The sequence below is a fragment of the Shewanella amazonensis SB2B genome (assembly GCF_000015245.1).
Classification (GTDB): Bacteria; Pseudomonadota; Gammaproteobacteria; order Enterobacterales; family Shewanellaceae; genus Shewanella; species Shewanella amazonensis.
Genome location: NC_008700.1, coordinates 3,722,701 through 3,747,050, shown reverse-complemented (window position 1 = coordinate 3,747,050; position 24,350 = coordinate 3,722,701). Strand labels below are relative to the sequence as shown.

At 54.3% G+C, this 24,350-nt stretch carries 28 protein-coding genes; 16 read left to right on the top strand and 12 right to left on the bottom strand.

Annotated features, from left to right (window positions below; genetic code table 11):
• Nucleotides 1-39 precede the first annotated feature (39 nt).
• Nucleotides 40-945 (top strand): 30S ribosomal protein S6--L-glutamate ligase, encoded by a 906-nt coding sequence (rimK, locus tag SAMA_RS16470; protein WP_011761267.1) that lies wholly within the window; start codon nt 40-42, stop codon nt 943-945.
• A 20-nt stretch (nt 946-965) separates the two neighbouring features.
• Here the strand turns inward: rimK and SAMA_RS16465 are convergent, their stop codons facing one another.
• The 4 genes from SAMA_RS16465 to SAMA_RS16450 form a co-directional block, all read right to left on the bottom strand.
• Entirely contained in the window at nt 966-1,655 is a 690-nt protein-coding gene (locus SAMA_RS16465) for a TorF family putative porin (RefSeq protein WP_011761266.1), read from the bottom strand.
• 220 nt (nt 1,656-1,875) lie between these two features.
• Complete coding sequence (locus SAMA_RS16460) at nt 1,876-2,148, bottom strand: HU family DNA-binding protein (protein ID WP_011761265.1); 273 nt, start codon at nt 2,146-2,148, stop codon at nt 1,876-1,878.
• 131 nt (nt 2,149-2,279) lie between these two features.
• Nucleotides 2,280-3,080, bottom strand: coding sequence for a response regulator (locus SAMA_RS16455; RefSeq protein WP_011761264.1), 801 nt, complete (start codon nt 3,078-3,080; stop codon nt 2,280-2,282).
• Between the two features lie 111 nt (nt 3,081-3,191).
• Complete coding sequence (locus tag SAMA_RS16450; RefSeq protein ID WP_011761263.1) at nt 3,192-3,602, bottom strand: hypothetical protein; 411 nt, start codon at nt 3,600-3,602, stop codon at nt 3,192-3,194.
• A gap of 96 nt (nt 3,603-3,698) precedes the next feature.
• Between SAMA_RS16450 and SAMA_RS16445 the strand changes: the two genes are divergently transcribed.
• Nucleotides 3,699-4,208, top strand: coding sequence for a DUF4240 domain-containing protein (locus SAMA_RS16445; RefSeq protein WP_011761262.1), 510 nt, complete (start codon nt 3,699-3,701; stop codon nt 4,206-4,208).
• A gap of 245 nt (nt 4,209-4,453) precedes the next feature.
• The gene (locus tag SAMA_RS16440) at nt 4,454-4,978 is read left to right on the top strand and encodes a DUF3016 domain-containing protein (RefSeq protein ID WP_011761261.1); all 525 of its coding nucleotides are present in this window, start codon (nt 4,454-4,456) and stop codon (nt 4,976-4,978) included.
• Between the two features lie 9 nt (nt 4,979-4,987).
• On the opposite strand, the gene SAMA_RS16435 is transcribed toward SAMA_RS16440, so the two are convergent.
• Together SAMA_RS16435 and SAMA_RS16430 are read right to left on the bottom strand one after the other, a co-directional pair.
• Nucleotides 4,988-6,739, bottom strand: coding sequence for a bifunctional diguanylate cyclase/phosphodiesterase (locus SAMA_RS16435; protein WP_041410600.1), 1,752 nt, complete (start codon nt 6,737-6,739; stop codon nt 4,988-4,990).
• A 64-nt stretch (nt 6,740-6,803) separates the two neighbouring features.
• Nucleotides 6,804-7,112: a hypothetical protein gene (locus SAMA_RS16430; protein ID WP_011761259.1), complete on the bottom strand. Its 309-nt coding sequence runs from the start codon at nt 7,110-7,112 to the stop codon at nt 6,804-6,806.
• 42 nt (nt 7,113-7,154) lie between these two features.
• Between SAMA_RS16430 and SAMA_RS16425 the strand changes: the two genes are divergently transcribed.
• Both SAMA_RS16425 and SAMA_RS16420 read left to right on the top strand, forming a co-directional pair.
• Entirely contained in the window at nt 7,155-8,066 is a 912-nt protein-coding gene (locus tag SAMA_RS16425; protein WP_011761258.1) for a TraB/GumN family protein, read from the top strand.
• 119 nt (nt 8,067-8,185) lie between these two features.
• Nucleotides 8,186-8,818, top strand: a complete 633-nt coding sequence (locus tag SAMA_RS16420; RefSeq protein WP_011761257.1) for a hypothetical protein — start codon at nt 8,186-8,188, stop codon at nt 8,816-8,818.
• Between the two features lie 16 nt (nt 8,819-8,834).
• Here the strand turns inward: SAMA_RS16420 and SAMA_RS16415 are convergent, their stop codons facing one another.
• Nucleotides 8,835-9,605 carry a methyltransferase domain-containing protein gene (locus SAMA_RS16415; RefSeq protein WP_011761256.1) on the bottom strand — a complete coding sequence of 257 codons (771 nt, stop codon included), beginning with the start codon at nt 9,603-9,605 and terminating at the stop codon, nt 8,835-8,837.
• Between the two features lie 243 nt (nt 9,606-9,848).
• Between SAMA_RS16415 and SAMA_RS16410 the strand changes: the two genes are divergently transcribed.
• Nucleotides 9,849-10,685: a MaoC family dehydratase gene (locus SAMA_RS16410; RefSeq protein ID WP_041410596.1), complete on the top strand. Its 837-nt coding sequence runs from the start codon at nt 9,849-9,851 to the stop codon at nt 10,683-10,685.
• A gap of 125 nt (nt 10,686-10,810) precedes the next feature.
• Here the strand turns inward: SAMA_RS16410 and SAMA_RS16405 are convergent, their stop codons facing one another.
• Nucleotides 10,811-11,701: an aldo/keto reductase gene (locus tag SAMA_RS16405; protein WP_011761254.1), complete on the bottom strand. Its 891-nt coding sequence runs from the start codon at nt 11,699-11,701 to the stop codon at nt 10,811-10,813.
• A 170-nt stretch (nt 11,702-11,871) separates the two neighbouring features.
• Here SAMA_RS16405 and SAMA_RS16400 point away from each other — a divergent pair, with 170 nt between their 5' ends.
• Nucleotides 11,872-13,554, top strand: a complete 1,683-nt coding sequence (locus tag SAMA_RS16400) for a formate--tetrahydrofolate ligase (protein ID WP_011761253.1) — start codon at nt 11,872-11,874, stop codon at nt 13,552-13,554.
• A gap of 66 nt (nt 13,555-13,620) precedes the next feature.
• Here the strand turns inward: SAMA_RS16400 and SAMA_RS16395 are convergent, their stop codons facing one another.
• Nucleotides 13,621-15,222, bottom strand: coding sequence for a mechanosensitive ion channel domain-containing protein (locus SAMA_RS16395; RefSeq protein WP_041410594.1), 1,602 nt, complete (start codon nt 15,220-15,222; stop codon nt 13,621-13,623).
• 145 nt (nt 15,223-15,367) lie between these two features.
• Between SAMA_RS16395 and SAMA_RS16390 the strand changes: the two genes are divergently transcribed.
• On the top strand, nt 15,368-15,697 hold the full coding sequence (locus tag SAMA_RS16390) for a hypothetical protein (protein WP_011761251.1): 330 nt from the start codon (nt 15,368-15,370) through the stop codon (nt 15,695-15,697).
• Here the strand turns inward: SAMA_RS16390 and SAMA_RS19865 are convergent.
• A complete protein-coding gene (locus tag SAMA_RS19865; protein ID WP_269571895.1) occupies nt 15,694-15,816 on the bottom strand; it encodes a hypothetical protein in 123 nt (40 codons plus the stop codon). The two genes, SAMA_RS16390 and SAMA_RS19865, sit on opposite strands and share 4 nt — an antisense overlap.
• 205 nt (nt 15,817-16,021) lie before the next feature.
• On the opposite strand from SAMA_RS19865, the gene SAMA_RS19795 reads away from it, so the two are divergent.
• The 6 genes from SAMA_RS19795 to rraB all read left to right on the top strand — a co-directional run bounded on the left by SAMA_RS19795 (nt 16,022) and on the right by rraB (nt 20,628).
• On the top strand, nt 16,022-16,315 hold the full coding sequence (locus SAMA_RS19795; protein ID WP_011761250.1) for a hypothetical protein: 294 nt from the start codon (nt 16,022-16,024) through the stop codon (nt 16,313-16,315).
• Between the two features lie 78 nt (nt 16,316-16,393).
• Nucleotides 16,394-17,587 (top strand): hypothetical protein, encoded by a 1,194-nt coding sequence (locus SAMA_RS16385; protein ID WP_011761249.1) that lies wholly within the window; start codon nt 16,394-16,396, stop codon nt 17,585-17,587.
• The gene (locus tag SAMA_RS16380; protein WP_041410592.1) at nt 17,571-18,476 is read left to right on the top strand and encodes a metal ABC transporter solute-binding protein, Zn/Mn family; all 906 of its coding nucleotides are present in this window, start codon (nt 17,571-17,573) and stop codon (nt 18,474-18,476) included. Before SAMA_RS16385 ends, SAMA_RS16380 begins: the two co-directional genes overlap by 17 nt.
• Before the next feature lie 3 nt (nt 18,477-18,479).
• Nucleotides 18,480-19,235 carry a metal ABC transporter permease gene (locus SAMA_RS16375; RefSeq protein ID WP_011761247.1) on the top strand — a complete coding sequence of 252 codons (756 nt, stop codon included), beginning with the start codon at nt 18,480-18,482 and terminating at the stop codon, nt 19,233-19,235.
• A gap of 144 nt (nt 19,236-19,379) precedes the next feature.
• On the top strand, nt 19,380-20,117 hold the full coding sequence (locus tag SAMA_RS16370) for a 1-acylglycerol-3-phosphate O-acyltransferase (protein ID WP_011761246.1): 738 nt from the start codon (nt 19,380-19,382) through the stop codon (nt 20,115-20,117).
• A gap of 85 nt (nt 20,118-20,202) precedes the next feature.
• Nucleotides 20,203-20,628 (top strand): ribonuclease E inhibitor RraB, encoded by a 426-nt coding sequence (gene rraB, locus SAMA_RS16365; RefSeq protein WP_011761245.1) that lies wholly within the window; start codon nt 20,203-20,205, stop codon nt 20,626-20,628.
• A gap of 50 nt (nt 20,629-20,678) precedes the next feature.
• Here the strand turns inward: rraB and SAMA_RS16360 are convergent, their stop codons facing one another.
• Together SAMA_RS16360 and SAMA_RS16355 are read right to left on the bottom strand one after the other, a co-directional pair.
• The gene (locus SAMA_RS16360; RefSeq protein ID WP_011761244.1) at nt 20,679-21,638 is read right to left on the bottom strand and encodes a sensor domain-containing diguanylate cyclase; all 960 of its coding nucleotides are present in this window, start codon (nt 21,636-21,638) and stop codon (nt 20,679-20,681) included.
• A gap of 13 nt (nt 21,639-21,651) precedes the next feature.
• The gene (locus tag SAMA_RS16355; protein WP_011761243.1) at nt 21,652-22,659 is read right to left on the bottom strand and encodes a response regulator; all 1,008 of its coding nucleotides are present in this window, start codon (nt 22,657-22,659) and stop codon (nt 21,652-21,654) included.
• A gap of 286 nt (nt 22,660-22,945) precedes the next feature.
• Here SAMA_RS16355 and SAMA_RS16350 point away from each other — a divergent pair, with 286 nt between their 5' ends.
• Both SAMA_RS16350 and SAMA_RS16345 read left to right on the top strand, forming a co-directional pair.
• Complete coding sequence (locus SAMA_RS16350; protein WP_011761242.1) at nt 22,946-23,752, top strand: crotonase/enoyl-CoA hydratase family protein; 807 nt, start codon at nt 22,946-22,948, stop codon at nt 23,750-23,752.
• A 96-nt stretch (nt 23,753-23,848) separates the two neighbouring features.
• A complete protein-coding gene (locus SAMA_RS16345; RefSeq protein ID WP_011761241.1) occupies nt 23,849-24,349 on the top strand; it encodes a YqhA family protein in 501 nt (166 codons plus the stop codon).
• The last annotated feature ends 1 nt before the right edge of the window (nt 24,350 follow it).

Below are 24,350 nucleotides of genomic sequence, written 5' to 3'. Positions count from 1 at the left end.
TAACTTTCTTTGGCGCCTGAGTCGCCACGGTATACTGCGATGAAAATCGGTGTGTTGTCCCAATTCCCCGAGCTCTACTCGACACGTCGATTGGTGGAGGCTTGTGAATCCAGGGGGCATGAGGCCTGGGTAATAAACCCTATCAACTGCTACATGAATATCAACTCGGTCAAACCCAGCATCCATCTCGAAGGGGAAGAGGTGCCCATGTTTGATGCCATCATTCCCAGAATTCACGCCAGCGTTACCTTCTACGGTTGTGCCGTGGTGCGTCAGTTTGAAATGATGGGAGTATTTGCTGCCAATGATTCCATTTCCATTGCACGCTCACGGGATAAATTGCGGGCATTGCAGTTGTTGTCCCGTAAAGGTATTGGCATGCCGGTGACAGGATTTGCCAACAAACCCAATAATATTCCTGACCTTATCAATATGGTAGGCGGTGCTCCTCTGGTGATTAAACTGCTTGAGGGCACTCAGGGTATCGGTGTGGTGCTGGCTGAAACCCGCAAGGCGGCCGAAAGTGTGATTGAGGCGTTTTTAGGGCTTAAGGCCAACATCATGGTGCAGGAATATATCAAAGAGGCCAATGGCAGCGACATCCGCTGTTTTGTGGTGGGTGATAAGGTAGTGGCCGCTATGCGCAGACAGGGCCCGGAAGGCGACTTCCGCTCTAATCTGCATCTGGGTGGTTCGGCTGAGCCGGTGAAAATCACGCCGCAGGAGCGCAAATCCGCAGTCGCGGCCGCCAAGGCCATGGGATTGGTGGTTGCCGGGGTGGATATTTTGCGTTCAGCCCGTGGTCCATTGGTGCTGGAGGTGAACTCGGCACCGGGCATCGAGGGGATTGAACAGGCAACCGGTATCAAGGTTGCTGAACCCATCGTTGAGTATATTGAAAAAGTGGTGGCGGCCCGCCGGGCCAACCACCAGGTGATTGCCTGACTTCAGTCAGATCTCAATACTCAGAGTGCGAAGCCGTATGACCAGCGCAGCACCACTTTGGGGTCATCCTCGGCAAGGTCGGTGTCAGATACAGTAAAGCTGACATCGCCAAGCTCAGTGCTCTTGGTCAGTGAAACGGCATAATCGCTGTAGCTTGACTCGCCATACCAGCCTAAAGCGATATCCCCGCTGGAATAGCCATAGTGGAAGTCGAGACTCAGGGTTTCCGCCAGCGGTATGGCGACATCGGCGCTGAGATAGTCCATATCATCATCGGACAAGTCATCTGGGGCCATATCGTCGCCGCCATTGACCACAAGGGCATAACCCACGGTTAACCACTGCCACGTGAGGCTGGCATAGACTTCACCAAAGTCGATGTCGGCGTCTGCGTCTGGATAGGCGTAGTAGAGGTAGCCAACATCAAAGCTCAGGCCCTCGGTGATATCGCCGCTATAACCACCGTAAAAATCCATCTCGAAGGTAGTGTCATCACCAAAGTCAACATTGGCAGCCCAGGTTCCGGCGTAAAAGCCACTCTCGTGGCTGTAATCCAGTCCGCCATCCACGGCAGTACTGTCCTGAGTTTGGCTGATACCGCGCCACAGGTAGTTAGAGCTTATCCCAATATTGCCCTCAAATTCAGCTTTGGCTGGCACGGCGGCAAAGGCGCAGGAAAGCAGCAGAGCGAGTGTGGATACCTTGGTCATCATATTCCCCTTCAATGATTATTGTGTGTACTTGTATTGGTCGGGAATAACTAAAGCCAAGGTTATGCCATTTTTTAACTTGCTGTTTACAAAAGGATTGTCTTTTAAAGAGTTGTAAATTGACCGAAAAATGCACACTTTGCGTGCGCCAATGCACATACTTGGTGCGCACAAAACAAAAAGCCTCCCGAAGGAGGCTTTGACTGCATGAGCGCCGTGATTAGTTTACGCTGTCACGCAGGGCCTTGCCGGCCTTGAATTTTGGAATGGTCGCCGCAGGGATTTTGATTTCCTTGCCGGTTTGTGGGTTGCGACCAGTGCGCTCTGCGCGGGTGCTGGTTTCAAAAGAGCCGAAACCTACGATAGAAATTTTGTCGCCGTCTTTCATGGCGGCAGTCACAGCTTCTTCGAAGGATTTCAGCGCACGGCCGGCTTCGGCCTTGGTCAGGTCAGCACTCTCAGCGATCTTGGCGATAAGTTCAGTTCTGTTCATATGCTAAATACTCGTCTTTCCGTGATTATTGTTTTAAAACTCGCCTAACATGCCACAGGCATTAGCGTTTGGGAAGCGGTTTTGGGGCCCAAATCCCGCTCGGGATCAATTTTCCAGTGGGTTTTGTCACATTAATTGGCATCCAGCAGCTGATAGAGGATTTGTTTCACCAATTGAGGCTCAAATGGCTTATCACACAGGGCGTTAACGCCGGCCTGGCACACGTTGGATAAGTGGGCATCGTTGGCTTCTGACGACACCATCAAGATGGGAATATGGGACTGCTGACTCTCGTTGCGGATAAATTGGGTCAGTTCCAGGCCGTCCACACTGGGCATGTTGTAGTCGGTGACCACCAGATCGAACATCTGCTCGCGCATAAGTTCGATGGCTTCGGCGCCATCACAGGCTTCAACAATTTGCCGCATTCCCAGGTTACTCAGGGTGCGGCGGATGATGTTACGGGCCATGCGGCTGTCGTCCACCACCAACACCCGCAGATCCTGCACATCGAAGTGATCCAGGTCCAACTCATCGTTGGAAAGGAGATCAATGGTAGCGTTGAGTGCTTTTCCAAGATGCTCTTTGGAAAAGGGCTTAGGCAAGATGGCCACCACACCTGACTGGCGGAACACCTCCAACTGCTCGCGACGGCATTCACTGGAAACCAACATAAACTGGATATCCTGACATCGGCTGTCACTCTTGATGTAGGTCAGCAGCTTGAGGGCATCACCATCGCTATAGTGCATGGCGCTGGCAATCAAATCGGGTTTGTGCTCTGTGAGTATTTGCCTGGCCTCATCAAAACCACCGGCGGTTTCGATGTTGAGAATGCCTTCATTTTTCAGGCTGGCGATGATGATTTTACGCTGGGTGTCTGAAGGCTCCACCAGTAGGATGGACAGCTCGCCCGGTGACAATTGATGCATGGCTGTTAAGACTGTTGTTGCGGGTTTGTAACGCTAACCCAGTTGCTCAGTCTTTGGCAAGCATGCTTATCCATCCCGCCTATGCACACAGGCCTGAATTCAAGCCTATTCTCAGCGGTGGTGTTGAGCGTTGGTTTCTGACTCTGTGAACAGATACGTGCGGGTCGAGGGGAGAAACGCCACCCACCATTGAAATGAAAGCAGCACAAAAAGAGTGGCCGCAACCAGCCACAGGGGGATCTCAGCCCCGGCGAAAAACAGCCGGGTATCTTCAGGGCTGATGTGGCTGGCGATAATAGCCGTAACCCCCAGTGCAGCGCAGCCAAGGGTTTGAATGGCTGTATAAATGCGCACGGCCCACAGCGCCCAGGTGGTTTTAAGCACCAGGCCCACCAATACCGGCAATACCCCAAGCGTAAACATATCCAGATTACCGGTAATGATGACGCGGGTAATGGATAAGAGAGCCAGTACAAGGTAAATGCAGAACAACAGGCACAGAGGCAGCGGTGGCAGTTTCATGGTGGGTTCCGGCAAAAAAGTCGCCCAAGTGTAGAAAAAGCCAGAGAGACAGTCCAGTTCAGTGTAAAATGGCGCTCCCAAAACAGAGGCAATGATATGACTGAGCAAGAATTCTGGCAGCTGGTAAGCCGCCAAAGCCCGGATGAATCACAGGAAAGCCTGGCGGAGCGTTTACGCAACGCGTTGAGTGCCATGGATAGCGACGCCCTGAAGGCGTTTGATAAATTGTTTGGCCAGCAGATGCGCCGGGCCTACACCTGGCCACTGTGGGGCGCCGCCTATGTCATCACAGGTTGTGACACCGATTATGGCTTTGCCGAATTTCGCTGCTTTCTCATCTCCCTCGGGCAAGAGTGGTTTGAACGTGTGATAGTCACGCCCGATGCCCTGGCCGGGCTGCCAGGTTGGCCAACGGTGGACGGTTATGCCTATCCCTTTGTGGAAGATTACGACCTGATTGCCGGGCAGCTTTATGAAGACAGAACCCAGGAGGAATTGCCCTTTGTACCGTCCGGTAGCGTGAATCCGGCAGGCAAGAAGTTCAGCTCCCGCCCCAAAGACCTCAAAGCTAACTATCCCGAGCTTTGCCGCTTGTTCCCCTTCTGATCTTGCCACACCCGGCGACACCGGCCGGGCGCTGTCTATACGACGGCGCTCAGTCTTGGGTGGGTTTTTCGTGATACAAATTGATACCGGAACCATTTGAGACTAATCTGTCTAAAATAAATAATAAACAGAAGCTTATATTCAGAATGGCGTCTGATTACGGCAGTTTTTGTTAAGTATTGGTTCAGCTTGAATTCGCTAAAGTGATTGCGATTTAATCGATTACAGGCCTTAAGGAGGCTCATATGAAATTCCCGATGATTCTGTTAGCCGGCATCTTTGTTGCGGGTTCAGCGATGGCGGATGAAGCAGCCACTGTGGATCCACAAACCGAAAACGGCGCTGTAAAAATCACCTGGCAAGAGCCCAAAAAATTCCGCGACATTAAGTCCAGTGGTGAACTTCAGTCCAGATTCGAAAACCGTATGTTTGAGACCCTGACCAAGGAGCTGAACAAGCAAGCGTCGAAGTCGCTCAAGCCCGAACAGAAGCTGGAACTGGTTGTAACAGATGTGGATATGGCCGGTGATATGCGCCCTACCTTTGGCGCTACCAGCAATGATTTACGTGTGGTGAAAGAAATCTACCCGCCACGCATCAGCTTCAGTTATCAAGTACTGGAGGGGGAGCAGGTGGTGATTGCCGGTGATGAAAAACTGACTAACCTGAACTTTATGAACGACATTCGCCCAGTGAATGACAGACCCTTTTCCCATGAAATCCGCCTGTTAACCGAGTGGTTTGACAAGCAGGTTGCCCCCAAGCTCTAACTGTCTGAATCAGGCCTGCCTCAGCTGAGGCGGGGTACTGCCAAGCAGGCAAAGTCCACTTTCGGTGAGCTTTGCCTGTTTTTTTGCCCGTGCGCTAAGTGCCGACAGTTCATGTTCGGTAGCATTGAAGGTGTGTCTTGGCGAAAGTATGCCGGCACACAGAGATGTCAGAGGCTGCAGACTGAGCGCACCCTGGCGGTCTTCGGCCGAGATAAACTGTGCCTGCCAATGCGCTTCCTGGAAAAAGCTGCGTTTTTCGGCTTCAAAATTCTTGAGGATCCCTGCAACCCTGCATGTGGGATCGTCAGTAGTAATCATCACAAAATCATCGCCTCCAATGTGACCCACAAAGCAGTCGGCATCTTGGTGTTCGGCAAGCAGCGATGCCACATAACAAATCACCTCGTCTCCCCGGCAAAAGCCATAGATATCGTTATAGGGTTTGAAGTGACTCAAGTCGAAATAAACCAGATAAAAGGGGCGGCTTTGCTGTTTCAACCGCTGCAGCTCTTCCTGAATGGGTACATTACCCGGCAGCCCGGTGAGAGGGTTGGCATGGCGGGCGACCTTAATTCGGTGCTCTGTGATCCGGGCCAGCAAGTCCTTGGTGTGGCCCACGCCTATCAGTTTGTCCTGACGCAGAATTAAAAACTGCTGGGCCATAAGCTGATCCGAATCAGAAGTCAGGAGTTGGCTGACGCTGCTGAGGGCCTCTGATGCATCAAACTGGGGCACCCGGGTGTCCATGACTTCGGTAACACAGTGATTTTCATGCAGGGCGCGGCCGTAGGGGGTTGAAAATAACTCCAGCAGGGCTGTGCGACTGATCAGTCCCAGAGGTGTGTCGCCTTCAACTACCACCATGGCCTGCAATGCCGGCTGGCTACTGAAACGATCGCTGATGGTCTTGAGTTTTGTGTCAGTGGGTACAGTCACAGCGCCACATGCCAAGCTTTCGGCGGTTTCGATATACCTGTGGGTACTCTGCCCGATATTGGGCTGTGGGCTCAGTCCCGGGGGGAGCTGTTTATTTGGGTTGGCCTCCGGGCGTCCAAGCAAAAAACCCTGGCAATAGATGATCCCGAGTTGTCTGAGTACCTGCAGTTCAGCTGCGGTTTCTATTCCTTCGGCAATAACCTTGCAGGTCAGGCTTTGGCAAAGCTCCACAATGGAGCGTACAAACTCTTGTTTGACAGGATGTTTGTCGATTTGGTGAATAAAGTGGCGGTCGATTTTGACATAGTCCGGCGCCAATTCTGACCAGAGTCTGAGACCAGAGTAACCTGCACCCAGATCGTCAATGGCGGTTAAAAAACCTTGGTTGCGGTAGTGCAGCAGGCAGGTTTTCAGCAGATCGATATCGTCGGCGGGATGCTGCTCTGATAGCTCAATGACAACCTGTGATGGCGATATGCCCAATTGCTGCAGCATGGTCAGGGTCTTGCCCTTGGGGTGATCCGGGTCCAACAAGGCTTTGGGGGAGATGTTGATAAAAAGCTTTCCCGGCAGCTTTCGTTCGGCAAAACGCCCCGCTGCAATCTGGCGACAAAGGGTTTCCAGCTCGCTCAGTCTTCCTTCATGCTCAGCCGTTTTAAACAGGGGGACGGGGGAATATAAAGGACTGTGCACTGGCCCTCGGGAAAGGGCCTCAAAACCGTGGATTTTTCCGGCACTGATATTGAAAATGGGTTGAAAAAGCGATTCTATGCTTTGCTTTTCAATGAGTTTTGTCAGTTCTGCCTTTAAATCTATGGCGGCCATCATTCGTACCGGGAGCCCAAGGTTCCGGCAGTCTATGGCAGCCTTATGACAGAAAGATGACCGCTTATTTACTCTGGGATTTGAATGCTTGCAGGGTTTGCAGCAATACGCCGAGTTTACGTACCACGCGCTCTAATGATTCGGGGGTTAGCTCAGCTGACTTGAGGCTGGCAAATTCCTGACCCAGCTCCTGAACGTAAGGGCCAAACCTGTTGCTGCGGGTTGAAAAACCTTCTTCCGCGCTGAATATATGGCTGAACTTTCCCATGCCGGCTTTTTGCAGTTCATCCAGACGGGTGTCGGCATCGATTGCCTGACGATAGGCAAGTTGCAGATTTTCGGTCAGTTGCTCAAGGACCTTGGTATATGGCATAACAGCTTCCAATCAGATTTTTCGGGATTATAAGAGGCAAGGATGAAGGCAACAAGTTTAAGGACAGGGTTCATTGGCGCAGCGGCACTCTGGATGCTGTCGGCGATGGCGCCACTATTGGCGAAAGAATCAGATAAACCCCCTTTCTATGAATTCTCCTATCAGGGCAAAACCGTCTATCTGCTCGGCTCCATTCATGTGGGCCGTCCGGATTTTTACCCCATGCCAAAGGTAGTGGAAAGTGCATTTGACAGTGCTGAGGCACTGGTCGTCGAGGCAGACATAGGCGCCGCCGGGACAGATATTCAGCGACTCTTGATGACCTATGGTGTGGATGCATCTACTCCCGATGCGCAGTCCGCTGCCGTGGTGGAGACATACTGCAGCAGCCGTAAACCAGTCTGCGAAGCCATGGCGCCGCTTTCTCCCTGGATTCAGGCGTCGCAAATTACTGTGTTGCGGTTTGCCGAGTTGGGTTATCAGGCTGAATTGGGGGTCGATCAGCACTTCCTGGGCCGTGCCCGGAACAGCAAAGCGATATTTGAGCTGGAGGGCATGGAATATCAGTTCAAGCTGATGGCGTCGCTGGACAAGTCGCAGCAGTGGGCCATGGTGCGGGAGGCCATTTCTGCCCCTGGCGAAGATGCTGACGCCCTGGTCGATAGTTGGCGTGGCGGTAACAGTGATGAGCTGGCTGCGTTGATGCACGACTCCATGGCAGAAGGTGATGATACCCAATTGCTGAAAGCGCTTCTGTGGGACAGAAACCATGGAATGGCCGATACGCTGCAGAGTCTCCTGACCCGGCCGGAGACCCCATCAAGTCTGATGGTTGTGGTGGGTGCGGGCCATCTTGTGGGTGAGCAGAGTTTGGTGTCTATTCTGGCCCAGCGTGGCATCAGGGTGAAGGGGCATTTGGGCCACTGTGCCGCTACCCAGGGCATCTGCCAGTAAGCAGCAGATATAGGTAGGGAGTAGCTGACTTATTGTCATTGCCGGGTCGTCCGAGTGACTGAATTACCGGGGTAATCGCCATCGTTGGCTATACTCAGGAAGACAGCCGCGGAGGACCCATGGCCTTGCCCACCCAACTGGTATATCCAGGATTTGAAAAGATCCCACGCTTCTGGGACAACGAACAACAGTCGCAAGTCGCCCGGGTTGACCCCGGTGAGTATTACTATTCCTGTCAGGATGAGTTTATCTATACCCGTTTGGGATCCTGTGTCGCTGCCTGTATCTGGGACCCACTGATGGGCATTGGTGGCTTAAACCACTTCCTGTTACCCGAAAAAGTGCTTCACGAAGATTGGCACCAGCTCACCAGCTACTCCTGTCGTTACGGCAACTGGGCCATGGAGCAATTGATTAACGGCATCCTCAGCGCGGGCGGGCTTAAATCCCGCCTCAAGGCAAAAATATTCGGCGGTGCCACACTGGGCCGTATTTCTGTACTCAATGTGGGTCAGTCCAATATCGCCTTTGTGAGGGAGTATCTGGCATTGGAAGGGATACCCGTGATGTCAGAAGATCTCGGTGGCCCCTGGCCGCGCAAGGTGCTTTTTCATCCCCAAAGCGGCAGGGTCAGACTGAAGCGGCTCGAAATGACCGGCATGGCACAAATCGAGCGCGAAGAGGAGGCCTATCTCAACGATGTGGCTGAGCATGCCAAGGTGCCCGAGCCCGGCTCGATAGAACTTTTCTGATTACTCAGGCGTCTGACTACAGGGGCTTTTGGGCCACAAAGTGCACGTAGCGCCCCAGTCGTAAAAAGGCAGGTTCGCGGGAGTATTTCAGCTCCATCTCAATCAGCCCGGTATCACTGTACTCGGTGGAAAGGCTGCCTTTTTTCAAATAGTCGTGAATCACCCGCACGCCGGAGCGACAGTGAATGTCCATCTGCCAGCCGTCACACCAGGCTTCCACCTCGGGCACTGTCACCGGGAAGTTGGGGCTGAGCTTAACCCTTTTGGCCTTAAATCCTGACTGTACATAGCCGAAGTTACCGGCAATGAGTGAGTGGAAACACATGGCATCACGGTTATAAAACATCAGTGAAAACAAGCCGCCCGGCTTGAGCAGTGTCAACAGGCTTGTCATGGTGCCTTTGGCATCGGCTAGCCATTCCACCACGGCGTGACACAGGATCAGGTCGAACTCCCCCAGGGCATCCCGGGATAAGTCCTGAATGGGGGCATGAATGCACTGGATGTCCAGTGGGGTGGGGCTGAGGGCGATATGCCGCTTGGCCTCGGCGAGCATTTCGGCAGAAATATCACACAGCACCACACTGTGACCCAGTGCCGCCAGCTTTTGACTGAAAAAGCCAAATCCGCCGCCTGCATCCAGTACCCTGAGCCTGCGTTCACCCAACAGTGGCAGCATTTCTTCCAGGTCGCGCCACAGTACGGCCGCGCGAATATCTCCCTTGAGGGTACCGTAGATGTTCTTGGCAAACTTACCCGCGAGGGTATCGAAATTCTTGTCTTGCAATCTGAGTGTCCGGCGCTGGAAGGTCGGGCGCTAGTTTCTCACAGCCGGGGCGGTTTTGGCAGTCTCCCGTTGTTTGGGCCATTTCCTGGTTTTTTTCGGCAGAGATTGATGTAAGGTGTTGAAAATTAAATGTATAGGGTCGTGATTTTATTGAGGGTACACATTGCAGTGAATGAGAGTATAATTCCCGCTCTTTGCTAGGGGGGAGCCTACACCATGGAACATCAAGTGGCACTGGATGGGATGCCGTCGCTGTTGTCTTTGTATCGCAAGATTTTATTCGGCCGTAAGCCCGGTTGGGATCAGCAGCCGCTGCCCGTGATCCGCGTGTCTGTGCCCCAGGTGTCTCTGTCGCCAGCGGTCGTGTCCGACTATGCCAAAGTGTGTGGGTTCAACTTCGATGGCAAGACGCTGCCCCCCACCTTTTTGTACATTCTGGCGTTTCGCCTGCATGCGGTGATCTTCACCCACGACGCTATTACCTTTCCGCTGCTGGGCATGATCCACCTGAAAAACCGTATCACTCAGTACCGCCCCGTCACTGTGTCTGAGCAGGTACGCTTGGAATGCGTACTGGCATCCAGCGAGCAAACCGATGCCGGATTGGAGTTTGAGTTGGTTTCCAAGGTTTGGGTGGGCGATGAACTGGTGTGGGAAGCCCACTCTATCTATCTGTATCGTATTGAAAGCGCAGGTCGTCGCGCCCGTCCCCCGAAGGGCAGCGACATGGCGTGGGACAACCCCAAAACCTGGTCTCTGGACGATAAACTGGGCTGGCGCTACGCCAGAGCCTCTGGTGACTTCAATCTCATCCATTTACACCCTTTCCTCTCTAAACGCTTTGGGTTTGAGAGGGTACTGGCACATGGTATGTGGTCCAAGGCGCGCTGTGTTGCCGAGCTAATGGACAAGATAGGTAACAGACCCTGCACCCTGGATGTGGCTTTTAAATTGCCGCTGTTTATGCCCGGTGAGGTGACCTTTGCCAGTGAAGCCAAAGAGGATGGACTCAGGTTTGAACTTCGAGATCAAAAAGGTCGCAGACCCCATCTCAGCGGTGAAGTGACCTTTCACGACTGAGGGTAAATGATGCATCCGCTGACAAAGATTGATCAGCCTACAGCATCTTCCCCAATAAAAACGGCCGCAATATGCGGCCGTTTTTTATTGTCTTTTCAAGGCACACCGTGCGCGACTTAGTCTTCTCAGGGCACACTGTGCCCCATTGAGGCCTGCCAGATGCTGAACCACTGCTGCCTGCTAAGCACTATATGGCTTGAGGCCAGGGCCGATTTAATACGCTTAACGTTGCCACTGCCGATAATGGGCAGTGGACGACTCGGATGCATCCGCACCCAGGCGTATACCAGCTGACTCAGGTCGTCGGCGCCTGTTTGTTGCTGTATATCGCTAAGCACGGCTCGCAGCCGCACCGCCCGCTCATCCATGCCCGACATCAAGGCTCCTCCCGCCAGGCATGACCAGGCCATGGGGCGAATGCCCAGGCGCTGGCATTGGTCGAGGGTGCCGTCGTGCATGACCTGCATCGCCAGTGGTGACAGTTCTACCTGATTGGTCTCCAACGCAAAATCGAGCCGGGACTGCAACAGTTCAAACTGGCTCGGGGTAAAGTTGGATACACCAAAGTGGCGTACCTTGCCCGCCTTGCGTAACGCATAAAAGGCCTCGGCCATTTCATCGGCATTCATCAGCGGATCGGGCCTGTGGATCAACAGCAGGTCCAAATAATCCGTGCCCAAATTGCGCAACGATTGTTCGGCGCTGTTGATGATGTGATCCCGGCCGGTGTCATAGTGGTTCACATAGCGGTCTGGATTTCCGACAATGGCGGGCTTGATGCCGCACTTGCTGATGATTTCCATTTGGTGGCGCAGGGCAGGGGTCTCGCGCAGCACGTCACCAAAGAGTCGCTCACACTGGTACTGGCCATAGATATCGGCGTGGTCCATGGAGCTGACCCCAAGGGACAGATAGGTTTCGATGATTTCGCGCCGCTCAGACAAGGTGGTTTGCCAATCGGCCAGTCGCCAGAAACCGGCAATAAATTCGGACAGTTTGAGTGAAGTCGACACCATGGTTCTCCCCAAAAAAGTGCACTGAAATTGATTTGGATTCAGGAAAGATGAATTAGTCATTCCTTGAGCTTCTTTAGCCCGGGTCTTTGGCTTAGGCTGTGTTGAGCCAGGACCCGCCACAGGGTCTCACAATAACAATCACAAGCATACCCTACAGCGAGAACTCCACTATGTTGACTGATATGGAAATTTCCCGGCAGGCCAATGTACGCCCCATAGGCTGGATTGCCGATGACTTTGGTCTTGGCAAGCATTTGTGGCGGGAGGCCGGTCATGCCATGGCCAAAATCAGCCTTGAAGCCGCCCGCGCGCCTTTGCGTGGCAAGCTGGTTATAGTCACCGCCGTCACACCCACTCCCCATGGCGAAGGTAAAACCGTGACCACCATAGGGCTCACCCAGGGGCTGCATCTGCTGGGGCACAAGGCTTGTGCCTGTATCCGTCAGCCCAGTCTCGGCCCTGTTTTCGGGGTTAAAGGCGGCGCCGCCGGTGGGGGATATGCCCAGGTGGTGCCCATGGAGGTGATGAACCTGCATATGACCGGTGACATCCATGCCGTCACCAGTGCCCATAACCTGGCTGCCGCCGCCATCGATGCCCGCCTGTTTCATGAAACCCGTCTGGGGTGTGAATCGTTCAGCGCCAAAACGGGATTACCGGCGCTGAATATCGACCCCGAGCGCATTCTCTGGCGCCGGGTGGTGGACCACAACGATCGCAGCCTGCGCCAGATTGAACTTGGTCTTGGGGATAACAATGGTCCGGTTCACGGCGGGGGCTTTGATATCACGGCGGCCTCTGAACTCATGGCCATTCTGGCCCTGTGCGAAAACATCGCCGATATGCGTGCCCGGATCGGGCGGGTTATTCTGGCCATGAGCCGGGACGGTAAACCCATCAGTGCCGATGATCTCGGTGTGGCCGGTGCCATGACCGCCATCATGCGTGATGCCATCGAACCGACGTTGATGCAAACCCTGAGCGGGGCACCCTGCCTGGTTCATGCGGGCCCCTTTGCCAATATCGCCCATGGCAACTCTTCCATTATCGCCGACCGGGTGGCCCTGGCACACCACGACTACGTGGTGACAGAGGGGGGATTTGGCTCCGACATGGGCTTTGAAAAGTTCTGCAACATCAAGAGCCGCGCCTCGGGCATTGCCCCTTCCGCCGCCGTGTTGGTGGTGACCTTAAGGGCGCTTAAGGCCAACTCAGGCGTGGAAGGCGACGACAGAGCGCGTCTGGAAGCCGGCTTTGCCAACCTGCACTGGCACATGCAAAACGTGATGGGCTATGGCCTGCCGTTGGTGGTGGCCATCAATCGATTCCCCGACGATGCGATGGCCGAACTGGACTGGCTCAAAGAACGTTGCCTTGAAGAAGGGGCCTTTGGCTGCGAAATCAGCGATGCCTTCAGCCACGGTGCCGAGGGCGCTCGGGCGCTGGCCACTGCAGTCGCCCGTGCCTGCGATGCGCCGGTAAACTTTGAGTATCTCTATGACGACGAGATGGACTTTGGTGCCCGCCTGATGACCCTGGCAGAGCGTTATGGTGCGGCAGGCGTAAGTCTGTCTGAGGACGCGCGTCGGGATCTGGCGATGATTACCGAGCTTGGGATGGACAAATTGCCCCTGTGCATGGCCAAAACCCCTTTGTCCATCAGCCATGATCCTTCGCTCAAAGGAGCCCCCAGTGGCTTTGAGCTGCCTGTGGTCGGCTTACGTTTGAGTGCCGGTGCGGGCTTTATTACTGTGCTCACAGGCAAGGTGATGACCATGCCGGGGTTGGGGCTCCTGCCCGGCTATCTGAATATCGACATCAATGACAAGGGCGAAATAATCGGCCTGGGATGATGGATGCAGATGAGTGACAAGAAAGGCACCCTCGGGTGCCTTTCTGTTTTCAGCGATTTGCTGTGGTCAAGCGCGATAGAAGTGCACATCCCGCTGCGGGAAGGGAATGGTAATGCCTTCGGCGTCGAAGCGCTGTTTCACCGCCTTGGTCACGTCCCAATACACTTCCCAGTAGTCATCGGGCCGCACCCAGGGGCGCACCACAAAGTCCACTGACGATTCACCCAGGAGATGCAGGCGCACAGTCACGCCGGGGTCTTTCAGCACCTTGGGATGGCTGTTGACTATATCCAGCAGGATTTTTTCCGCATGCTCGACATTATCGGCATAGCTGATACCAAAGGTCATATCGACCCGGCGATGGTGCTCGGCGGTGATGTTGTTGATGGTATCACCCCAAATCTTATTGTTTGGAATGATAAGGCGCTGATTATCCAATGTTTTGATGGTGGTCGATACCAGGCTCATATGGCTGACACGGCCCGTGACGCCTGCCGCGCTGATTAGGTCTCCCACATCATAGGGGCGGTAAATCAGGATCATCATGCCGGAGGCAAAGTTCGACAGCGTGTCCTGCAGCGCAAAACCGATAATCACACCGGCAATACCGAAACCGGCCAGCAGGGGCCCAAGTTCAAAACCCAGTTGCGACAGGGCAATCAGTAACCCCAGGGTGTACACGCCCTTGGCGGAAAGAGAGACAAAGAAATCCTGCAGTAACTTGCTGAATTTGAGTTTGGAGTTACTGACGGCCTTTTTCACCACGCTCTTTACCAGTTTGGCAACCAGACTGGCGACAAAGAGAATAAGCAGGAAGATAAACACCTTAAACAGCATCCGTGGACCATTTTCTATGGCCTGCGATTCGGCGACGCTGAGCCACTTACCCAGCAGACTGCCCACCAGGTCGATATCCAGCACATCCTGGGTAATATCACCCGACACGGTAAAGAGCACCTGTTTCAGCGCCGTGGTATCGGCTCCCAGCTCTTCGAGCAAGCCGACCACTGTGCTCAGGCTAACGCTGTTTTGCTCCAGCCGGGCCTTGAGCTCACTGACCCTGGCGGTTTGCTCGGCACTGACATCTTTACCCGCGGTGCGGGCTTCATCCACTGCCTGTTTGAGTTGTTCCTGGGTGTAACTCACAAGGCTTGCCAGGCGATCAGCCCGTTCGGCCAGCGCCTGCTTCAGCTCGGTGCGGCGTGGCTGTGTGTCCATGCCCAGCTTGCTGCCCCAGTCCAGGGTTTGCAGTTCTTTTTTGAAGTTGGTGTCGCGCTCCCGTTCCCGGTTGGACAGTGCCAGCAGTAGCTCGGCATCATTGCTGCTGCCGAGTGCATTTTTAAGCCTTTGAATGTCTTTGCCCAGGTAGGCTTGGGTCTGCTGAATAAAACTCAGCTGATTTTCCACCAGCGTTTGCAGATAGGCGGTGTCTGTGTTCGGGGCTTCAATTTCGGCGTTGATAAGCTGCCTCAATTCGGCCGTTTTTTGGTTTATCCGATACTCACTGATGGCAACCAGTTCGCCTTTGGCCTGAGACAGGGCCTTGAGATCCTGCGCTATTGTGTGCTCGAGCTGCTCAACATTACTGCGAAACTCATCACTGACGGCCAGTGCTGCCGTGGGAACCAGCAGACTCATGCCCAAGAGGAAAGGGATTAACAGACGCATATTCAACATCCTGTTGCTGTAAGATGTAAGCATCATAGCCCCTGATGGCGCGGGCGTACAATCAGTGCAGTCAGGAGCGGAACTCTTATCCCAAACCTGTCAGGCTCTGGTAGAATCTGCAGCCCCGAGGTGTTGAGGACCTATCATGATCTGTAGTCATTGCCACAAAAACTTTAAAGTGACAGCCGTAAAGGCCCAGCGTGGCAAGGGATTGAACGCCCAGATCCAGTGCCCGCACTGTGATGCCTGGCTGGCACGCAGCGGTGTGCTGGTGAAGTTGAAATTAGTGGGATTTTATCTGGGCGTGGCGGCGCTGCTGCTGGCGTGGTTGCACGCGCCATGGCGGGGTGTCGCTGTGCTGGTGGCGTCCATGTGCCTGGCGCTGCTGCTCATATCGCACCTGATGGACCAGCTTATCGTGGTGGAGGCTCCTGAAGTGGAAGACAAGAGCCATGAGCGGCAAAAGTACCGTTAGAGCACGGTTTCCTGAGCGGCGAGTGAGGCTTCAACCCACCAGATCCCCCCGAGAATACCGCCGATCACCAGGGCTGCAACCAAGATGAGTTTGATGTTTTCTTTGAAAAATTGACCCATAACGCATTCTCCTGATTGAGTAAGCAAGCTGGTACCTGAATAGTGGCGCCATGGTATGTCAGGCGGCTTAACACAAGATTAAGGCGAAAACCTGTGCGATGCCCAATGAATAACATTCTGTAACTTTTCTACTGCGATCACGGTTGCCAGCCTATTTGGGCTGCCGTAAACTTGAGCCGCTTCACAAATCACCGGAGTAGGGTGCGTGCAATTTCCAAGGCGCAAAATTCATCGACTTATCGCTGTATGGCTTTCTGCCGTACTGGTGCTTTTGTCGTTTATTGCTGCCGCCCACGCCACGACCCACCTCGATGAAGGAGGGTACAATCACTGTACCCTCTGCTTCCATCAGCATCAGCTGAACAAGCTCCTGCCCGGGGTGAACCTGCCCAAGGTGCCCCTGCTACAGGTGTTCGAGCAACCCCAGACTCCGCTGTTTACTTCAGTGGAGTCGGTCCGTCCACAGCCCCAGGCCCGTGGTCCACCACTCGCTCCTTAAATACATATTGCATTGAAAAGTTAACTATTTCCCGATGGTCAACCGCCGTCGGGGTCTTGCTGTATTTTTGGAGAATTTATGAACACCTTTCGTTTGTCTGTATTGGCATCTGCCTTGATTTCTGCTGCGGCAGCCGCTGAAACCCCTACTCTGGGTAACCCCGCCATCAGTGCCGTATTGGATGGCTACTACCAGAGTGGCGATCGTGCCCTTGGTGGCCGTGAAGAAGGCTTTGGCCTGGGTGAGAGTGAGCTGGCCATCAGTGCCAATATCGATGACCTCTTCTATGGCAAGTTAACCGCAGTGATTGAGGCGCACGATGGTGAAACCGAGCTGGAGCTTGAAGAAGCCTTTGTCCAGACTCTGGCATTGCCTGGGGGCCTGTCTGTGCGCGCGGGCCGTTTCCTGTCTGATGTGGGTTACCTGAACAACCAGCACCTCCACAGCGATGCCTTTGCCGGTCGCCCTGCGGTGTACCGCGCTTTTCTTGGCAGTCATTACTTTGATGATGGTCTGCGTCTGAGCTGGGTTGCACCGACGGATCTCTATTGGACCTTCGGCGTTGAAGGCTTCAAAGGCGACAAGATGCGTGCCGAAGACGAGCATGGCGAGCGTGAATTCGATACCGTTGGGGTTTACAACGCCTTCACCAAGTTGGGCGGTGATATAGGTGACAACAGTTCATGGCAGCTGGGACTGGCCTACATGAAAAACCAGAATGGCCGCCTCACCCCCCATGAAGAAGGGGAAGAGGTTCATGAGGAAGATGAACACGCCCATGACCACAGCCATAGTGCCGCCTACACGGGCGAGAACACCTATGTGGCTGACTTTGTTTATAAATGGGCGCCAAACGGCAATTACAAGTATCAACACCTCACCCTGAGCGGCGAGTTTTTCCGCGTGAACGATTTCAAGGCGCCAGAGCTGCATGAAGAGGAACACGAGGAAGAAGAAGGCCACGAGCATGCCCATGACAAGGACTACCATCAGGGCTGGTACCTGAGTGGTGTGTATCAGTTCAGCCCCAGCTGGTCTGCCGGTTTGCGTTATGGCGAGCTGGATACCCAACTGGCCCACGATGACCACTATGATGCCCAGAAGCTGAAAGAGACCGAAGTCAGCCTCAACTGGCATCATAGCCATTTCTCCACCGTGCGTTTGCAGTACACCCGTCAACAGGGAACCAACTTTGACGGCATCAGCGACGATAATCTGTTCACCCTGCAATATGTTATGACTCTGGGGGCCCATGGTGCGCATCAATTCTAAGTTGCTCGGGGGCCTGCTGGCCCTCACTCTGGGCCACAGCGCCAGTGCCGTGGCCGGTTTGAATATCTTTGCCTGTGAGCCCGAATACGCGGCACTGGCCAAGGAGCTGGCGCCGGACGCCAGCATTTACTCGGCGACCACGGCCATGCAGGACCCTCATCAGGTGCAGGCAAGACCCAGCTTGATAGCCAAGATGCGTCAGGCCGATCTGGCCCTGTGCGCAGGCGCTGACCTTGAAATTGGCTGGCTGCCGATGCTGCAGATGAAATCCGCCAATGCCAACGTGAGAGACGGCAGCGACGGCATGCTCTACGCCGCCGAAGTCATTGAGACTCTGGATAAGCTGGATAAGGTCGACCGCTCCATGGGCGATGTACATGCCAAGGGCAACCCGCATCTGCACTTTTCGCCACGCCGCTTTTTGCAGGTGGCCGAAGCAGTTACCGAGAGGCTTAAACGCCTGGATGCGGACAATAGCGCAGCTTATGATGCCGCCTTTGTCCGCTTCAGCGAGCGCTGGCAAACCGCCATTCCGGGCTGGGAAACATCAGCGCAGGAGCTCGCCGGCCGCAAGGTGATTGCCTATCACACCAGCTTTCGTTATCTCTTCGATTGGCTTGGCATAGAGCAGGTTGCCGATTTGGAGCCCAAACCGGGTCTGCCGCCTTCCAGTGGACACCTCGCCGGCCTGTTGGAGCGTGCCCGCAAGGGGGATGTTTCGGCGATTGTGGTGGCCTCCTATCAAGACACCCGCGGTGCCAACTGGCTGGCCGAAAAAGCCGGACTGCCGGTGCTGGTGCTGCCCATGTCTGTGGGAGGCAATGATGAAAGCCAGGATCTGTTCAGTCTCTACGACAGCGTGATTAACCTTTTGAAAGGGGCGAACTGATCTATGTTTGACTGGGATCTGCTGGACATATTGCTGCCGGCGTTGGCCGCCGGGGTATTGGTGCTATCTACCCATGTGCTGCTGGGGCGCCAGGTACTTAAGCGTGGCATCATCTTTATCGATTTGGCCATTGCTCAGGTGGCGGCGTTGGGGGCCATTGTGGCTCACATGCACCCTGTGCTGGAGGACGCGCCATTTTCGGGAGTCTGGATGCCTGCGCTCTTTGCTCTGGCCGGTGCCGGGGGGATTGCCTGGCTCTCGCGGCGCATGGCCGATGAGTTGGAGGCCATGATCGGTTGCCTGTATGTGCTGGCGGCCGTGGGCGCCATGCTGCTGCTCGCCAATGACCCCCATGGTGCGGAGCTCCTCAAACAGCTGATGTCCGGTCAGATCCTCTGGGTAAGCTGGGAGCAGCTTTATCTGCCGGCGCTGGTATCTGCTGCGGTGTTGGCGCTTATCGTGGCGCGGCCAACCGTACTCGATGGGGCGGGTTTCTACCTGGTGTTTGCCCTGGTGATCACCCTGTCGGTTGAGCTGGTGGGGGTGTATCTGGTGTTCAGTACCCTGATTTTGCCCGCGCTGGCGGTGAATAAACTCAACTGCGCCAAAGCCTTGGGCTGGGCTTATCTGGTAGGTCTTTGCGGTTACCTCGCCGGGCTGTTGCTGTCGGCCATGTTCGACTTGCCGAGTGGCGCCATGATAGTGGCAACCCTGGCGCTATCGGCCATGGTATTCCGACTGGTGTCAGCCAAGCGATAAACCCTGAAAAGCCCGCCGTTAGGCGGGCTTTAACTTTATGAATTTAATGATTAATTAATAAATCAGCGCACACGTGTAAACAAAATATTGTTCCCGTCATACTCTGTCGTTATACTGCGCAGGAGTTTTTACCGGGAGTATGTCGTGCTGTTAATCGTCAGATCCTTGCTGTTGGCTATATTGCTGCTGATGGCATTCATCGTGGGTTCCATTGCCTGTTTGTTGCGCCCAAGGCACCGTGACAATGTACATATGTTCGCCAAATGGTTCTCTGCCGTCGCGCCGGTATTGGGAATTAAGGTGATAGTGCGTCGTCCCCAGGCCGCCAGCAGTGAGCCTTGCGTCTACCTTGCCAACCATCAAAACAACTTTGACATGTTCACCCATACCGCTGCCGTGCCTAAAGGTACTGTGAGCCTGGGGAAAAAGAGCATCGCCTGGATGCCATTCTTCGGCCAAATATACTGGTTGTCGGGCAATATCCTTATTGATCGTAAAAACCGTAACCGCGCCTTTGAGACCATGGCCAACACCGCCAGAAAAATCAAAGATAAGTGCCTGTCGGTGTGGATTTTCCCCGAAGGTACCCGCAGTCGTGGCCGGGGGCTCCTGCCATTCAAGGCCGGGGCTTTCCACACGGCGATCGCCGCCGGTGTGCCCATGGTGCCAGTGCTGGCCTCCAACCAGTGCCACATCAAACTCAATCGCTGGAATAATGGCGTGGTGATCATCGAGCAGATGGAACCCTTTGAGACCAAGGGGCTGGACAAGAGTCAGGTCAAGGAACTGTCTGAGCGCATCCACGCCGCCATGTCGGCCAGGCTTGAGCAGCTTAACCGCGAGGCCGACGCCCTGATGGGCCGAGCCCGTCTGGCCAACTGACGCCTTTTTTAATCTCTGTTATACTGCGCCCTGATTGCGCCTCCCGTGGTGGGCAGGCGCTTGCTTTGTTTATTGGAGTCAGCCCATGTCTATTGAGCGCCTGCTTAAGGCCCAACAGGAAGAGACCCGTGATATCGTTCAGTCGCTGCTGGATGATGGTTCCGACCCGGATGCCGAGTACATGATTGAACATCATTTTTCGAGCACCAATTTCGATCGCCTTGAAAAAGCTGCGGTAGACGCCTTCAAACTGGGCTTCGAAGTGACTGACGCCGAAGAGTTGGAACTGGATGACGGCAGTGTGATCCTCTGCTTTGACGCCATTGCCAACCATGCTCTGGACGTGGACCTGATAGACAAGGCCTGTGAACAGCTGATCAACCTTGCTGCCAAGCAAAAGGTGGATTACGACGGCTGGGGCACCTATTTTATGGGTGACGATGAAGACTTCGACGACGAAGATGACGACGAAGACTACGACAAGGATGGCTTCCCCATCGAGCGTCACTGATAACAAAAAAGCCCGTCTCACGACGGGCTTTTTTGTGCCTGTAAACCGGCTTATTCGCTGTAGATCACTGTGCGGTTGCGTCCCTGCTGTTTAGCCTGATACAGAGCCTGATCGGCGCACGCAAGCCACTGGGATTCGTTGTCGACAAAGTCGTCCATACCGCAAATGCCCAGGCTGATGGTGACCTGAATGCTCTTGCCGCCAAACTGGATGGCAGAGGAGGCCACTTTCTCCCGCAGGCGCTCGGTAAAGTGATACGCCTCTTCGGCGGTGGTGCCGGTGAGGACCACAGCAAACTCTTCGCCGCCGTAGCGACCGGCGCAGTCGGTTTCCCGCAGCGACTGGCTCAGCAGGTGGGCTATGTGCTGGATAACCTTGTCACCGGCTACATGGCCGTGTTCATCGTTCACCTGCTTGAAGCGGTCAATATCAAACATCACCAGACTGACAGGATCGCCATAGCGGTTAAAACGCTCGTACTCCCGGTTCATGCACTCCTGCCAGTGGCGACGATTGTGCAGTTGCGTAAGGCCGTCGGTTTGGCTCAGGTGCTCCAGGCGTTCATTGGCATTTTTCAGCTGCAGTTTATTCACCGCCACGTCGGTAACGTCATACACAATGATGCTGATATGGGTAATTTGCCCGGTGAGCGATGCCAGTGGCAGCAGGGTGACGTTCTGGTACATAAACTCCGCGCGGCCGGTAATGGGGCGGTAGTTTTTAAACTGAAATACAAAAGGGCGCTGCTCCCAGCTGATAAAGGCGCGGTTCTTCAGCAGGTACACGGACTCCATTTTCTTTTTCAGCCAGGCGGCCGGGAGCTCGGGAAACTCTTCGAACAGGTTTTTGCCCTTGATGGCGTTGGGGGAAACGCCACTGTGGTTTTCCATAAAGCCATTCCACAGGGCGATATTGAAGTTTCTGTCCAGCACCACCAGACCCACCTCTATGGTTTGCACCATATCGATAAGCCAGTGGAGTTCGTTCATCAGGTCTGCGTCATTGGACATCAGGGATTTGGCCTCAATCGGTATCCAACATATAGCCGAGCTTGTAGTTCAGGGTCGGCAGCGAGTCTTCGGTAAAAAGAAGCAGAAGATCGCACTCAATGTTGTGATCTTCGATACGGTAGTTGATTTCCATCGCCAGGGTGCGGTGCCATTTCTCGGCATTGTCGTGGATTAAGTCGTTGACCGTGCAATGACGGCCCAGCACCACCGGATGTGCCTGACTGAAATGCATGTCCAGTTGCTCGGCGATGCCATTCAAAAAGGCGCCGATAAGCACATTGCCTGTGTCTATCAACACTTCCACTTCGGTGGCCTCATCGCCGGGACCATCGAGTTTCATCAGCTTGGCCATGTCCTGAAAACTGGAATCATGGAATAGCAGCAGCGCCTCTCCAGCCACCCCTGCACCGATAAAGCCTTGGCACAGTGCGGTAACCTTGGCAGAAGTTTCTGTGGCCTTAAGCGCCATGGTTAGCTCGCTCACTTCCAGCACATTGACGTTGGGAATGGGCAAAACCACAAACACATCAAGCAGCTTGGCCAGTAGATCTGCCGCCCGGCCCATGGCGACGTTGGCGATTTCCTGGCAGGCATCGCGCATGTCGACTTTTAACAGGGGGTTGTCTTCGGCTTCGTCGCCCTCGCCCTCGCCGGGCACCAGAATACCGTATTCCTGGAGGATGCCGGCTATGGCCTCGGCGCTGACGGGCTTTTGGATAAAATCGAGTGCACCCAAGGCTTTAACCCGTTCGTGCGCTTTAATTTGAATGTCACCCGACACCACTATGACCAGTGCGGGTAAGTCCTGTTGCTGAATGGTTTGCAATACCTCATAGCCATCCATCACCGGCATATTGAGGTCAAGAAACACCACCTCGCCCTTGCCGGCCCGGATGGCCTCCAGGCCTTCTGCACCATTGGTGGCAAAGGTAATGTCCACATCCCAATCCTTTGGCAGGGTGCGCGCCATCTGCTTTCGAGCCATGGCGGAGTCGTCACATATCAATACTGGAAGTGCCATGCTGGAATAAGGTCCTCGATTGTTCTTCTTATTCAAGATAACACCAATTTCTGCTGTCATCCTGCTTTGGGTCGTGGCGCCTTTCCTGGCTGGATCCCATGGTGATTCCTGAAGTTGGCATTTCCCATGGCCGAATCATACCCCGCTGTGTTTGGGGTGCAACCGGTAATAAATTCCTGATGTCAAAATACTGACGGATGTCAAAAAGTCTGGCTATGTTACGTTGAATAGCCATTTATGCCAAATATGTTAACATCTCTTCTGGACAGACCAGTTAGGATGCGGCATGACTCAACCCCCAGTCACTCTGGTCATAAAGGATGGCATAGCCTTTGTGACATTAAATCGACCAGAAAAATTCAATGCGTTGAATTATGAGATGTTTTCAGCGATCTGCAGGGTGCAGAAGCTGCTGGCACGAAACAGACAGGTGCGGGTGGTGATACTGCAAGGCGCCCAGGGGCACTTCTCCTCTGGGCTTGATATCAAGAGTGTCACCCGTAAGCCGCTGCAGCCACTGGGGCTGCTGGCCAAGTGGCTGCCCGGTAATGCCAATCTGGCTCAGCGGGTCTCCATCGGCTGGAGCCGTTTGCCAGTCCCCGTTATTGCTGTCATCGAAGGCTATTGTTATGGCGGTGGCATGCAGATTGCGCTGGGGGCCGATTTTCGCTTTGCGGCTGAAAACGCCGAGCTGTCCATTATGGAAGCCAAGTGGGGGCTTGTGCCCGACATGGCTGGACTGGTGAGCCTCAGAGGGATACTGCCAAAAGACAAGGCGCTGGAATTGTCGATGACTGCCAGGGTAATCGAGGCCGATGAGGCAGCTTCCCTTGGCTTGGTAACAAGGGTCACGGCTGCGCCTATGGATGACGCCCTCGCCTTTGCCGGGGAGTTAATGACACGTTCGCCTGATGCTCTGGCTGCCATCAAGGGCTCGATTCATCGTAGTTGGAGTGGCAGTATTCGCCGTTTGCTGGCGCGGGAGTCATGGTATCAGGTGCGTCTGCTGCTGGGGAAAAACTTTGCCATCGCCGCCCGGCGTCAGCAGGGTAAAACCGACAGAGACTACAAACCACGGCAAAAATTCTGGTAATCCACTCACAATCCCCGGGATTGCACTTGCGTGTACCCAACCAAAGCGCCCACAATCGGCGCTTTATTTTTAGGTGTATTTTCAAGGAGCTGAAAAATGAAGAATCAACTGGAACGTTTGCTGTGGAGCAGCCGTCTGTCGGTGATTTTTGGGGTGGTGGCCTGTATTGTGGCGGCCCTGGTGGTTTTTATCATGGGCGCCAAGGACATGCTGCACATGTTCCACCTGCTGTGGGATTACCTTGCCAGCGGCAGCCTTGAGGTGCGTAACGACCTGGTGATGGTGGTCATTGAGATTTTGGATACCTTCTTGTTGGGCGCCGTACTGCTGATTTTTGCTTTTGGTCTTTACGAGCTCTTTATCCGTGACATCAAACCGGCATCCGAATCGCAGGTGGGCGGTAAAATATTGATTATCAGCAGCATAGACTCGCTCAAGAGCAAGCTTGGCAAGGTCATCCTCATGATGCTGGTTATCAAGCTGTTTTCTTTTTTCAGCGAGCTTAAGCCACAGAGTGCGCTGGAGCTGCTGTATATGGCCGGCGTGGTGGTGTTGGTTGCCCTCGCGCTTATGCTCACCAAGGACAAGCAGGCCTGAA